The following is a 12,396-nucleotide window of genomic DNA, read 5'->3' as shown; positions in this document are numbered from 1 at the left end:
TCATAAACCTGACTTACTTTAGTGTGAGACTCTTGATACTTTCGCTATCTGATCCGAGGATCAGCTCGCTTCCATCAAGCGCCCACACTTATCGGCTGTTAATTTTTAAAGAGCAATCTGCGAGGAACTTCGTGTTTCCCGGCAGCGCTGCGTTTTCAGCAGCAGAGAAGCGAGATTATGAACCGTGTTTCGCAGTTCGTCAACAACTTTTTTACTACATCGTTGCGACTGCGGGGCTCAACTTCCTGCACCGCCGAGGCCCGTACTACCTGCCTCAACAGCACCGCTTCCCTTCCTCTCGCGCCGCGTTTCCGTTAGCGCGAAAGAGGCGTGATTCTATGCATCTGCCCCGATCTACGCAAGCCCCTTTGTGAAAAATATTTGAAAAAGCCCTCGTGCGCTGACGCGCACGAGGGCTTTGGGCTCGACGGGCCGGGCGACCGTACTTACAGCAGGCGCCAAACAGCCTTCGGACACCTGCCGTGGCGCAGCCCGATCAGCGGTTCTTGAACTCCGGCTTGCGCTTCTCGACGAATGCCGCCATCCCTTCCTTCTGGTCTTCGGTCGCGAACAGCGAATGGAACAGCCGGCGCTCGAAGTGGACACCCTCGGCCAGCGTCGTCTCGTATGCCCGGTTCACCGACTCCTTGACCATCATGACCGCCGGCAGCGAGAACTCGGCAATCGTCGCCGCAGCAGCAAGCGCCTCGTCGAGCAACTTGTCGGCCGGCAGTACGCGCGACACGAGCCCAGCACGCTCGGCTTCGGCGGCATCCATGAAACGTGCGGTCAGACACATGTCCATCGCCTTCGCTTTCGACACCGCGCGCGGCAGCCGCTGCGTGCCGCCAGCACCCGGCATGATGCCCAGCTTGATCTCAGGCTGACCGAACTTGGCCGTATCCGCCGCGAAGATGATGTCGCACATCATTGCGAGCTCGCAGCCGCCGCCCAGCGCAAAGCCCGAAACCGCCGCAATGATCGGCTTGCGGATCTCGCGGACCGTCTCCCAGTTGCGCGTGATGTAGTCGCCCCGGTAAACATCCATATAGGAGTAGGTCGCCATCATGCCGATGTCCGCGCCGGCCGCGAATGCCTTCTCGCTCCCTGTGACGACGATCGCGCCAATGTTGTCGTCCGCATCGAACGCCTTCAGCGCGGCGCCCAACTCATCCATCAGCGCATCGTTCAGCGCATTCAGCGCCTTCGGGCGGTTCAGCGTAACCAGCCCGACACGCCCCCGGGTCTCCACCAGGATGTTCTCGTAAGCCATCTATTTCTCCTCGATCAATGAAATGAGAAACGCCTCGCACATGCGAATAGTTTGATGCTACCATTCTCCGACCAACCGGTCGGTTAATTAATCGATCCAACCCCTCTCAACGTCCATCAGGCCGCCGCCATGACCCATGCACTGTTCACGAAGCACGAAGACACGCTGAAACACGCACTCGCCGCCATCGAGAGCCGCGGGTACTGGAGCCCGTTCGCCGAAATGCCGAGCCCCAAAGTGTACGGGGAAAGCGCGAACGCCGATGGCGAGGCCGCGTTCAAGTCGCACCTCGACAGCACGTTCGAGCTCGACCAGCCGGCTTCCGGTGAAACGGTCGGCGCGGAGCAGTCGCCGTACGGCATCGCGCTCGGCATCCGGTATCCGAAATCGACGCCCGACGCACTGATCGCCGCCGCTGCCGCCGCGCAACGCACGTGGCGTGAAGCCGGCCCGAGCGCCTGGGTCGGCGTCAGCCTCGAAATCCTCGCGCGTCTGAACCGTGCGAGCTTCGAGATCGCGTACAGCGTGATGCACACCACCGGGCAGGCATTCATGATGGCGTTCCAGGCCGGCGGCCCGCACGCGCAGGATCGCGCGCTCGAGGCAGTCGCCTATGCGTGGGACGAACTGCGCCGCATCCCCGCCGACGCGCACTGGGAAAAGCCGCAAGGCAAGAACCCGCCGCTCGCGATGCACAAGCGCTACACGATCGTCCCGCGCGGCACGGGGCTTGTGCTCGGCTGCTGCACGTTCCCGACCTGGAACGGATACCCGGGCCTGTTCGCCGACCTGGCAACCGGCAACACCGTGATCGTCAAACCGCATCCGGGTGCGATCCTGCCGCTCGCGATCACGGTCCGGATCGCTCGCGACGTGCTGCGCGAGGCCGGGTTCGATCCAAACGTCGTCACGCTCCTCGCGACCGAGCCCAACGACGGCGCCCTCGTTCAGGATCTCGCACTGCGCCCCGAGATCAAGCTGATCGACTTCACCGGCAGCACGCAGAACGGTACGTGGCTCGAACGCCACGCCCATCAGGCACAGGTCTATACCGAGAAGGCTGGCGTCAACCAGATCGTGATCGACTCGACCGACGACCTGAAGGCCGCCGCCAAGAACATCGCGTTCTCGCTGGCGCTGTACTCCGGCCAGATGTGCACGGCGCCGCAGAACATCTACGTACCGCGCGACGGTATCCGGACGTCGGACGGTCATGCGAGCTTCGACGAAGTCGCACAGGCCATCGCCGTTTCCGTGCAAAAACTCACCGGCGACCCGGCACGCTCGGTCGAACTGATCGGCGCGATCCAGAACGAAGGTGTGACCGCACGTATCGACGACGCCCGCCAGCTCGGCCGCGTGCTCGCCGACAGCCTGACCCTCCAGCACCCTGCCTTCCCCGATGCCCGCGTGCGCACGCCGCTCGTGCTGCAACTCGACGTGGCCGATCGCGCGAAATTCACGCAGGAGTGGTTCGGCCCGATCTCGTTCGTGATCGCGACCGACTCGACCGCGCAGTCGCTTGATCTCGCCGGGGAAATTGCGGCAGAACATGGCGCGCTGACGCTTTCTGTCTATAGCACCGACGACGCAATCGTCGAGGCCGCGTACGACGCAGCGGTACGCGGCGGTGTCGCGCTGTCGATCAACCTGACGGGCGCTGTATTCGTCAACCAGTCGGCCGCGTTCTCCGATTTCCACGGCACCGGCGCAAACCCGGCGGCCAACGCCGCGCTGGCCGACCCGGCGTTCGTCGCCAACCGCTTCCGTGTGGTGCAAAGCCGCGTCCATGTTGCCCCGAAGGCGGTCCCCGCGGAAGCTGGCCAGACGGCATAACCCGAATGGCCGACGTGCAAACGCCGCCACGTTCTCTACCATGAACGAATCCGCCACCCGGCGGGTTCGTTGCTCATCGATACGCCCATGACAGACGCCTACATCTGCGACGCGATTCGCACCCCCATCGGCCGCTACGGCGGCGCCCTGAAAGACGTCCGCGCCGACGACCTCGGCGCGGTGCCGCTCAAGGCGCTCGTCGAGCGCAACCGGAACGTCGACTGGTCAGCGATCGACGACGTGATCTACGGCTGTGCGAATCAGGCCGGCGAGGACAACCGCAACGTCGCGCGCATGTCGGCGCTGCTCGCGGGCCTGCCCACCGCCGTACCGGGCACGACACTGAACCGGCTGTGCGGCTCCGGGATGGACGCGGTCGGCACGGCCGCACGCGCGATCAAGGCGGGGGAGGCGCGCCTGATGATCGCGGGTGGCGTCGAGAGCATGACGCGCGCGCCGTTTGTGATGGGCAAGGCCGCGAGCGCGTTCGCACGGCAGGCCGACATCTTCGATACGACGATCGGCTGGCGCTTCGTCAATCCGCTGATGAAACAGCTGTACGGCGTCGATTCGATGCCGGAGACGGCCGAGAACGTCGCAGTCGACTACAACATCAGCCGAGCCGATCAGGATCTGTTCGCACTGCGCAGCCAGCAGAAGGCTGCACGCGCGCAGCAGGACGGCACGCTTGCCGACGAAATCGTCGCGGTCACGATTCCGCAGAAGAAAGGTGACGCCATCGTCGTGTCGCGCGACGAACATCCGCGCGAGACGTCCCTCGAAGCCCTTGCGAAGCTGAAGGGTGTCGTGCGTCCGGACGGCTCGGTGACGGCCGGCAATGCATCAGGCGTCAACGACGGCGCATGTGCGTTGTTGCTCGCCAATGCACAGGCAGCCGACCAGTATGGTCTGCGTCGCCGCGCGCGCGTCGTCGGCATGGCGACCGCCGGTGTGGAACCGCGCGTGATGGGCATCGGCCCCGCGCCGGCCACGCAAAAGCTGCTGCGCCAGCTCGGCATGACCATCGACCAGTTCGACGTGATCGAACTGAACGAGGCATTCGCGTCGCAGGGCCTCGCGGTGCTGCGCATGCTCGGCGTCGCCGATGACGATCCCCGCGTGAACCCGAACGGCGGCGCCATTGCGCTGGGTCATCCGCTCGGCGCTTCCGGCGCCCGTCTCGTGACCACGGCGCTCCATCAACTCGAACGTACGGGCGGCCGCTTTGCGCTCTGTACGATGTGCATCGGCGTCGGCCAGGGCATTGCCCTCGCGATCGAACGCGTGTAACCGACGCGCCGCGCGCCTATAACGAAGTCACGAAGGAGACACTGCATGTCCTATCAGGCGATTCAGCTGGATATCGATCAGGCCGCGCGCGTGGCCACGATCACCCTCAACCGCCCCGACAAGCTGAACAGCTTCACGCGGGCGATGCATCGCGAACTGCAGTCGGCGCTCGATGAAGTCGAAGCGGCCGGCGCACGCGCGCTGATTCTGACGGGTGCGGGGCGCGGCTTCTGCGCGGGCCAGGACCTGGCCGACCTCGACTTCACGCCGGGCGCGTCCACCGACCTCGGCACGCTGATCGACGAGCACTTCAATCCGCTGATCCGCCGCCTGCAGCGTCTGCCGATTCCGGTGATCGCCGCCGTCAACGGCACGGCGGCCGGCGCCGGCGCGAATCTCGCGCTCGCGTGCGATCTCGTGTTCGCTGCCCGTTCGAGCAGTTTCATCCAGGCCTTCGTCAAGATCGGGCTCGTACCGGATTCGGGCGGCACGTGGTTCCTGCCGCAGCGCGTCGGCATGGCGCGTGCGCTGGGGCTCGCACTGACCGGCGACAAGCTCGGTGCCGAACAGGCCGAGCAATGGGGCTTGATCTGGCGTGCGGTCGACGACGACGCGCTCGTCGCGACCGTCCGTCAACTCGCCACCCAACTCGCGCAACAGCCGACACTCGCCATCGCATCGATCAAGCAATCGATGCGCGACAGCGTCACGAACACGCTCGACCAGCAACTCGACCTGGAACGCGACCTTCAGCGCGAGCTCGGTCAGTCGCACGACTATGCGGAAGGCGTGAAGGCATTCATCGAGAAACGCGCGCCGCGCTTCGAGGGGCGTTGACATGACGAACGCCACCGACACGCTCGATCCCGATTCGCTGGCGCGCGCCACGGCGCAGGCCATGTACGACGCAGATGCATGCAGCCGCGCGTTCGGCATGGAAATCGCCGAAGTACGCGCCGGCTACGCCCGCCTGCAGATGCACGTACGGCCCGAATTCCTGAACGGACACCAGACCTGTCACGGCGGCATCATCTTCACGCTCGCCGATTCGACCTTCGCGTTCGCGTGCAACTCGTACAACCTGAACACGGTCGCGGCCGGCTGCTCGATCGAATTCCTGCGCCCCGTGCACGGCAACGACATGTTGACGGCCGAGGCGATCGAACAGGCACGCGCCGGCCGCCACGGCATTTACGACATCCGCGTCACGAACCAGACCGGTGAAACGGTCGCGATGTTTCGCGGCAAATCCGCCCAGATCAAGGGCACGGTCATCCCGGAAGACCGCTGACGTCGACGGTTCGCACATAACAAACACTGGAGACAGGCATGACTACCCCGCTACCGCTCGAGCCGATCGAGACCGCCTCGCGCGACGAGCTGATCGCACTGCAGCTCGAACGCCTCAAGTGGTCGCTCCGGCATGCGTATGACCACTCGCCCGTCTATCGTCGCAAGTTCGACGACGCGGGCGTGCATCCGGACGACCTGAAAACGCTTGCCGACCTGTCTCGCTTCCCGTTCACGACGAAAGGCGACCTGCGCGACAGCTATCCGTTCGGGATGTTCGCGGTGCCGCAGGATCAGATCTCGCGCATCCATGCGTCATCGGGCACGACCGGCAAGCCGACAGTCGTCGGCTATACGGCCCGCGACATCGACACGTGGGCGAATCTCGTCGCGCGCTCGATCCGCGCTGCCGGCGCGCGCCGCGGCGACAAGGTGCACGTCAGCTACGGCTACGGCCTGTTCACGGGCGGGCTCGGTGCGCATTACGGCGCCGAACGCGCAGGGCTGACCGTGATCCCGTTCGGCGGCGGCCAGACCGAAAAGCAGGTTCAGCTGATCCAGGATTTCCGGCCCGACATCATCATGGTCACGCCGAGCTACATGCTGTCGATCGCCGACGAAATCGAGCGCCAGGGCCTCGATCCCGTGCAGAGCTCGCTGCGTATCGGCATCTTCGGCGCGGAGCCCTGGACCAACGACATGCGCGTCGCGATCGAACAGCGGATGGGCATCGATGCGGTCGACATCTACGGGCTGTCCGAAGTGATGGGCCCAGGTGTCGCGTCTGAATGCGTCGAGACCAAGGATGGCCCGACCATCTGGGAAGACCACTTCTATCCGGAAATCATCGACCCGGAAACCGGCGAAGTGCTGCCGGACGGCGAACTCGGCGAGCTCGTGTTCACGTCGCTGACCAAGGAAGCGCTGCCGATCATCCGCTATCGCACCCGCGACCTCACGCGCCTGTTACCCGGCACCGCCCGCACGATGCGCCGGATGGAGAAGATCACCGGCCGCTCGGACGACATGATGATCGTGCGCGGCGTCAACGTGTTCCCGACGCAAATCGAGGAGCAGTTGCTCAAGCAGCGCGCGCTCGCGCCGCACTATCAGATCGTACTGACGAAGGAAGGCCCACTCGACGTGCTGACGCTCAACGTCGAGCCGTGTCCCGACTCCGCGCCCGATACGGCGGCGATCCACGCAGCAAAGCAGGCGCTCGCGTACGACATCAAGTCGCTGATCGGTGTGACGGCCGTGATCAACGTGCTGCCCGTGAACGGGATCGAGCGCTCGGTCGGCAAGGCGCGCCGCGTCGTGGACAAGCGCAAGGGATAAAGCCAGGCGCAGCCTGTCAGCAATGCGGAGCGGCCATCGCCCCGCGCCAAAAAGAAACAGCCCGATCGGCCAAAACCGATCGGGCTGTTTCGTCTCGGGCACAGCCCGTCAAATCGAGTCACATCACGTCAGGCATTCCGCACGGAACACCCGCGCCGCTGCGCTCGCGCGCCCGACGCGGCCACTGCGCATCACGAATTCGGGAACAGCAGCCACATCCGGCCGACCTGCTTCATCCGGCCCGCCTGATCACCGGCGTCGTCGCCGAGCCCCCAGAAATAGTCGGCGCGCACGCCGCCCTTGATGGCCGAGCCCGTATCCTGCGCGAACACGAGTCGGTTCATCGGCGTATTCGTCAGCGGACGCGTAGTCTGCAGGAAAACGGGCGTGCCGAGCGGGATCGCCGACGGGTCGACCGCGATCGAACGCTCCGGTGTCAGCGGCACGCCCAGCGCGCCGATCGGGCCGTCCGCGCCGCCGTGCGGCGCATCTTCCTTGGTCGGCATGTCGCGGAAGAACACGAACCGCGGATTCGTGTCGAGCAGTGCGTCGACGCGGGTCGGGTTCGCCTTCGCCCATGCCTTGATGCCCTGCATCGTTGCCTGGGCGGGCGTCAGCTCGCCGCGATCGAGCAGCCACTTGCCGATCGACCGGTACGGCTGGTTGTTGGTGCCGCCGAAGCCGACCCGCATCACCGAGCCGTCGTCGAGCAGCACGCGCCCCGAGCCCTGCACCTGCAGGAAGAACGCCTCGATCGGATCGTCGACCCACACGAGTTCGTTGCCGCTCAGGATGCCGGCGCGCTCGAGCTGCGCGCGTACCGGCAGCGCGGCACCCGCGCGATAGCCGGACGGCCAGCGATAGAGCGCGTACTGATACGGGCCGCGGCGCACGCGCGAACCGTGCAGCAGCGGCTCGTAATAGCCGGTCACGAGCCCGTCGAGCGTCCCGTCGGTGTTCGCGAGTTGGAACGGCGTGAAATACGTTTCGAAGAAAGTGCGTGCGCTGCTGACGTCAAGCTCGTCGAGCCGGTCGGCGGCCGCGCAGGCACGCGCCCACGCCGGCTGGCGCGCGAGCCGCGCGCAGTTCTGCCGCAGCGCGGCCGTCGCGCCGATCAGCGAATCGTCCTGCCAGCCCGGCACCTGCTGCCACGCGACCGGCGTGAGCCGCTTCGCGGCGATCTGCCCCGGCACGATCGCTGCGCCGGTCGGCGGCTTCTGCGACGACGTCCGCGTCGGCGCGCTGCCGCACGCGGCAAGCAGCGCCGCCGCCGCGGCCGCTGCCACCCACCCGGCCAACCGGGGCCCAAACCACATACAATGTCCGTTCTTGATGGAAACCGCCATGTCAGATTTTCTCGACCAATATCCGATGCTCATCTTCGCGCTCGAAGCCTTCGTAGCGCTTGCCCTGCTGATCTTCATCGTCGTGTGGACGTCGTCGGGCAGAAAGAAGCACGCCCGCAGCGACAACGACCGCCAGCCGCGCTGACGCGCTTCGCACGCTCAATGCAGCGTGCGCGGCATGTGCAGCGCGAACTCGTCGACCGGCGCCTCGAAACGCTCGCCGTCTTCCGCCACGCAGAAGTACGCGCCCCGCATCGTGCCGACCGGCGTCGCGATCACGGCCCAGCTCGTGTATTCGAAGTGCTCGCCCGGCTGCAGCAGCGGCTGGTGCCCGACGACGCCGAGCCCCTTCACTTCCTGCACGTGGTTCTCGCTGTCCGTGATGATCCAGTGACGCGCGATCAGCTGCGCCGCGACCTGTCCCGTGTTGCGGATCGTCAGCGTGTACGCGAATGCATATTGACGGCGATCGGGGTCGGATTGTTCCGGCAAGTAGCTGGTTTTCACCGAAACGGTGAACTGATACTGACTCATGATGTTTCCGGTGGAAGGTGACTGTCCGTGCCGGCATGGGCAACGGGGCCGCGGGCGTGCCGCATTGGTTCGGCATTCTATGCGCAATCGGGCCTCGGCCGCACGGCCCGCCGCCGCGCACCGGGTCGCCGGACGGTAGAATGACGGTTTTGCGCCGCAACGTCCCCGCCCCCCTGCCATGACCCAATTTCGTATCGCTCCCAGCATCCTGTCGGCCGATTTCGCACGGCTCGGCGAAGAAGTCCGCAACGTCGTCGCCGCCGGCGCCGACTGGATCCACTTCGACGTGATGGACAACCATTATGTGCCGAACCTGACGATCGGCCCGCTCGTGTGCGAAGCGATCCGCCCGCACGTGCAGGTGCCGATCGACGTGCACCTGATGGTGCGCCCGGTCGACCGGATCGTGCCCGATTTCGCGAAGGCCGGTGCGAACCTGATCAGCTTCCACCCAGAAGGCTCCGATCACATCGACCGCACGCTGTCGCTGATCCGCGACCACGGCTGCAAGGCCGGCCTCGTGTTCAACCCGGCCACGCCGCTGAACTACCTCGACCACGTGATGGATCGCCTCGACTTCGTGCTGCTGATGTCGGTCAACCCGGGCTTCGGCGGCCAGTCGTTCATTCCGGAAACGCTGAACAAGCTGCGCGAAGCACGCGCACGCATCGACGCCTATACCGAACGCACGGGCCGCGAGATCCTGCTCGAGGTCGACGGCGGCGTGAAGACCGACAACATCGCGGAAATCGCGGCGGCCGGCGCCGACACGTTCGTCGCGGGTTCGGCGATCTTCGGCAAGCCCGACTACCGCAAGGTGATCGACGAGATGCGCGCGGCGCTCGCCACCGTCGAGCGGAGCTGACACCGTGGCCGATTCGTCGCTTGCCGGCCATGCGCCGGCCGGGGTCGCCGCGGACGCTGCCCCGATCCGCTTCACCGCGCCGCGCATCGAAGCCGCGCTGATCGACCTCGACGGCACGATGGTCGACACGGCCGACGATTTCACGGCGGGCCTGAACGGGATGCTCGCGCAGCTCGGCGCGCCGGCCACGTCGCGCGACGAGGTGATCGGCTACGTCGGCAAGGGCTCCGAACACCTGATCCAGAGCGTGCTGAAGCCGCGCTTCCCGGCCGACGAAGCGCACGCGCGCTTCGACGACGCGCTGGCGATCTACCAGACCGAATACGCAAAGATCAACGGCCGCCATGCGCGCCTCTATCCGGAGGTGGCCGCCGGCCTCGACGCGCTGCGCGCGGCCGGCATCCGGCTCGCGTGCGTGACGAACAAGCCGCACCGCTTCGCAGTCGAGCTGCTCGAGCAATACGGGCTGGCCGATCGCTTCGGCATCGTGCTGGGCGGCGACAGCGTCGCGCGCAAGAAGCCCGATCCGCTGCCGATGCTGACGGCCTGCGATGCGCTCGGCGTCGCACCAGACGCGGCGGTCGCGATCGGCGACTCGGAAAACGATGCGCTGGCAGGCCGCGCGGCCGGGATGGCGACGCTGACGGTGCCGTACGGCTACAACCACGGCAACGCTATACAAACGATAAATTCGGATGGTATAGTCGATTCGTTGCTGGTCGCAGCTCGCGCGATCACCGCGCACAATGCCGGCCGGCCAACCCTCTGATCATTTCTTCCATCTGCATGTTTCTGAATAAAAAACGGAGTCTGAGCAGCATCGACCGGGGAGCCTGGCCCTGGCGTCGCTGGTCGCGCTAACCTCTTCGATGAGGTACGCTGAAGCACGTCTTCAGCGCCGTTTTTTATCTCGCTGCGCATCCGCGCGCCGATCGTCGCACCACCTCGAGTTCTACCGCGTCCGAACGCTTGCGTTCAGGCTCGGCCGCAGGCTCGCGACGTTCACGCCCGGAGTGCCGGCCGGCAACAGGCACTTCTCGATCGACCGCCCTTTCGCCGACGGCAACGCGCGCAGCGTCAAGTGATCCCTGGCGCACGCGCCGCTCGTCCCGAACAGGACCGGAACATGACCGAACTCGAATTCCAATCGCTCGCGAATGAAGGCTACAACCGCATCCCGCTGATCGCGGAAGCCCTCGCCGATCTCGAAACGCCGCTGTCCCTCTACCTGAAGCTGGCCCAGCCCGAACGCTCGGGCGCCAACTCGTTCCTGCTCGAATCGGTGGTCGGCGGCGAACGCTTCGGCCGCTACTCGTTCATCGGCCTGCCGGCCCGCACGCTCGTACGCACCCGCAACGGCGTGTCGGAAGTCGTGCGCGACGGCAAGGTCGTCGAGACGCACGACGGCGACCCGTTCCAGTTCATCGAATCGTTCCAGGCGCGCTTCAAGGTCGCGCAGCGCCCGGGCCTGCCGCGCTTCTGCGGCGGTCTCGCCGGCTACTTCGGCTACGACGCGGTGCGCTACATCGAGAAGAAGCTCGCGAACACCGCGCCGCGCGACGATCTCGGCCTGCCCGACATCCAGTTGCTGCTGACCGAGGAAGTCGCGGTCATCGACAACCTCGCCGGCAAGCTGTACCTGATCATCTACGCGGACCCGAGCCAGCCCGAAGCCTACGCGAAGGCGAAACAGCGCCTGCGCGAACTGAAGCAGCGGCTGCGCACGACCGTGCAGCCGCCCGTCACGTCGGCGAGCGTGCGTACCGAGACGTTCCGCGAATTCAAGAAGGACGACTACCTCGCCGCCGTGCGCCAGGCGAAGGAATACATCGCGGCCGGCGAGCTGATGCAGATCCAGGTCGGCCAGCGGCTGACGAAGCCGTACCGCGACAATCCGCTGTCGCTGTATCGTGCGCTGCGTTCGCTGAACCCGTCGCCGTACATGTATTACTACAACTTCGGCGATTTCCACGTGGTCGGCGCGTCGCCGGAAATCCTCGTGCGCCAGGAAAAGCGCGGCGAAGACCAGATCGTCACGATCCGTCCGCTCGCCGGCACGCGCCCGCGCGGCAACACGCCCGAGCGCGACGCGGAACTCGCAACCGAGCTGCTCAACGATCCGAAGGAAATCGCCGAGCACGTGATGCTGATCGACCTCGCGCGCAACGACGTGGGCCGTATCGCGGAAATCGGCTCGGTGCAGGTGACCGACAAGATGGTCATCGAGAAGTACTCGCACGTACAGCACATCGTCAGCTCGGTCGAAGGCAAGCTGAAGCCCGGCATGACGAACTACGACGTGCTTCGCGCGACGTTCCCGGCCGGCACGCTATCCGGCGCGCCGAAGGTGCGCGCGATGGAACTGATCGACGAGCTCGAGCCGGTCAAGCGCGGGCTGTACGGCGGTGCGGTCGGCTACCTGTCGTTCTCGGGCGAGATGGATCTCGCGATCGCGATCCGTACGGGGCTGATCCACAACGGCAACCTGTATGTGCAAGCGGCGGCCGGCGTCGTCGCGGATTCGGTGCCCGAATCCGAATGGCAAGAGACCGAGAACAAGGCGCGCGCAGTGCTGCGTGCGGCCGAACAGGTCCAGGACGGCCTCGATAGCGACTTCTGACCGG

11 protein-coding genes are annotated in these 12,396 nt (G+C 65.7%); 8 read left to right on the top strand and 3 right to left on the bottom strand.

All coding sequences use genetic code 11. From position 1 onward, the window contains the following. Window positions 1-496: 496 nt before the first annotated feature. On the bottom strand, window positions 497-1,273 hold the full coding sequence (locus tag KEC55_RS02390) for an enoyl-CoA hydratase (RefSeq protein ID WP_176051135.1): 777 nt from the start codon (window positions 1,271-1,273) through the stop codon (window positions 497-499). 129 nt (window positions 1,274-1,402) lie between these two features. Here KEC55_RS02390 and paaN point away from each other — a divergent pair, with 129 nt between their 5' ends. From paaN to paaK, 5 genes are all read left to right on the top strand, one after another. Beyond that, window positions 1,403-3,109, top strand: a complete 1,707-nt coding sequence (gene paaN, locus KEC55_RS02385) for a phenylacetic acid degradation protein PaaN (protein WP_282506588.1) — start codon at window positions 1,403-1,405, stop codon at window positions 3,107-3,109. A gap of 87 nt (window positions 3,110-3,196) precedes the next feature. Beyond that, complete coding sequence (gene pcaF, locus KEC55_RS02380; RefSeq protein WP_282506586.1) at window positions 3,197-4,399, top strand: 3-oxoadipyl-CoA thiolase; 1,203 nt, start codon at window positions 3,197-3,199, stop codon at window positions 4,397-4,399. Between the two features lie 45 nt (window positions 4,400-4,444). Further along, window positions 4,445-5,236, top strand: coding sequence for a 2-(1,2-epoxy-1,2-dihydrophenyl)acetyl-CoA isomerase PaaG (gene paaG, locus KEC55_RS02375; protein WP_282506585.1), 792 nt, complete (start codon window positions 4,445-4,447; stop codon window positions 5,234-5,236). A gap of 1 nt (window position 5,237) precedes the next feature. Next, on the top strand, window positions 5,238-5,690 hold the full coding sequence (gene paaI / locus KEC55_RS02370) for a hydroxyphenylacetyl-CoA thioesterase PaaI (protein WP_282506584.1): 453 nt from the start codon (window positions 5,238-5,240) through the stop codon (window positions 5,688-5,690). A gap of 38 nt (window positions 5,691-5,728) precedes the next feature. Beyond that, entirely contained in the window at window positions 5,729-7,027 is a 1,299-nt protein-coding gene (paaK, locus tag KEC55_RS02365) for a phenylacetate--CoA ligase PaaK (RefSeq protein WP_282506583.1), read from the top strand. A gap of 191 nt (window positions 7,028-7,218) precedes the next feature. Here paaK and mltA read toward each other — a convergent pair whose 3' ends face one another. Both mltA and apaG read right to left on the bottom strand, forming a co-directional pair. Continuing rightward, the gene (gene mltA / locus KEC55_RS02360; protein ID WP_282506582.1) at window positions 7,219-8,451 is read right to left on the bottom strand and encodes a murein transglycosylase A; all 1,233 of its coding nucleotides are present in this window, start codon (window positions 8,449-8,451) and stop codon (window positions 7,219-7,221) included. 81 nt (window positions 8,452-8,532) lie between these two features. Continuing rightward, window positions 8,533-8,907: a Co2+/Mg2+ efflux protein ApaG gene (gene apaG / locus KEC55_RS02355; protein ID WP_011350820.1), complete on the bottom strand. Its 375-nt coding sequence runs from the start codon at window positions 8,905-8,907 to the stop codon at window positions 8,533-8,535. Window positions 8,908-9,085: 178 nt separating this feature from the next. Here apaG and rpe point away from each other — a divergent pair, with 178 nt between their 5' ends. The 3 genes from rpe (at window position 9,086) to trpE (ending at window position 12,392) form a co-directional block, all read left to right on the top strand. Beyond that, window positions 9,086-9,772, top strand: coding sequence for a ribulose-phosphate 3-epimerase (rpe, locus tag KEC55_RS02350; RefSeq protein ID WP_011883156.1), 687 nt, complete (start codon window positions 9,086-9,088; stop codon window positions 9,770-9,772). Between the two features lie 4 nt (window positions 9,773-9,776). Continuing rightward, window positions 9,777-10,541, top strand: a complete 765-nt coding sequence (locus KEC55_RS02345) for a phosphoglycolate phosphatase (protein ID WP_282506581.1) — start codon at window positions 9,777-9,779, stop codon at window positions 10,539-10,541. Between the two features lie 357 nt (window positions 10,542-10,898). After that, entirely contained in the window at window positions 10,899-12,392 is a 1,494-nt protein-coding gene (trpE, locus tag KEC55_RS02340) for an anthranilate synthase component I (RefSeq protein WP_282506580.1), read from the top strand. Window positions 12,393-12,396 lie beyond the last annotated feature (4 nt).

The sequence above is a fragment of the Burkholderia cepacia genome, from assembly GCF_029962485.1.
GTDB lineage: Bacteria > Pseudomonadota > Gammaproteobacteria > Burkholderiales > Burkholderiaceae > Burkholderia.
The sequence above is the reverse complement of the archived record's forward strand: the minus strand, read 5'-3'. Positions and strand labels throughout refer to the sequence as shown.

Excerpts from the sequence above, each read along its gene's own strand:
- KEC55_RS02390 (WP_176051135.1), bottom strand. The coding sequence starts at position 1,273 with ATGGCTTACGAGAACATCCTGGTGGAGACCCGGGGGCGTGTCGGGCTG.
- paaN (WP_282506588.1), top strand. The coding sequence starts at position 1,403 with ATGACCCATGCACTGTTCACGAAGCACGAAGACACGCTGAAACACGCA.
- pcaF (WP_282506586.1), top strand. The coding sequence starts at position 3,197 with ATGACAGACGCCTACATCTGCGACGCGATTCGCACCCCCATCGGCCGC.
- paaG (WP_282506585.1), top strand. The coding sequence starts at position 4,445 with ATGTCCTATCAGGCGATTCAGCTGGATATCGATCAGGCCGCGCGCGTG.
- paaI (WP_282506584.1), top strand. The coding sequence starts at position 5,238 with ATGACGAACGCCACCGACACGCTCGATCCCGATTCGCTGGCGCGCGCC.
- paaK (WP_282506583.1), top strand. The coding sequence starts at position 5,729 with ATGACTACCCCGCTACCGCTCGAGCCGATCGAGACCGCCTCGCGCGAC.
- mltA (WP_282506582.1), bottom strand. The coding sequence starts at position 8,451 with ATGAAGATCAGCAGGGCAAGCGCTACGAAGGCTTCGAGCGCGAAGATG.
- apaG (WP_011350820.1), bottom strand. The coding sequence starts at position 8,907 with ATGAGTCAGTATCAGTTCACCGTTTCGGTGAAAACCAGCTACTTGCCG.
- rpe (WP_011883156.1), top strand. The coding sequence starts at position 9,086 with ATGACCCAATTTCGTATCGCTCCCAGCATCCTGTCGGCCGATTTCGCA.
- trpE (WP_282506580.1), top strand. The coding sequence starts at position 10,899 with ATGACCGAACTCGAATTCCAATCGCTCGCGAATGAAGGCTACAACCGC.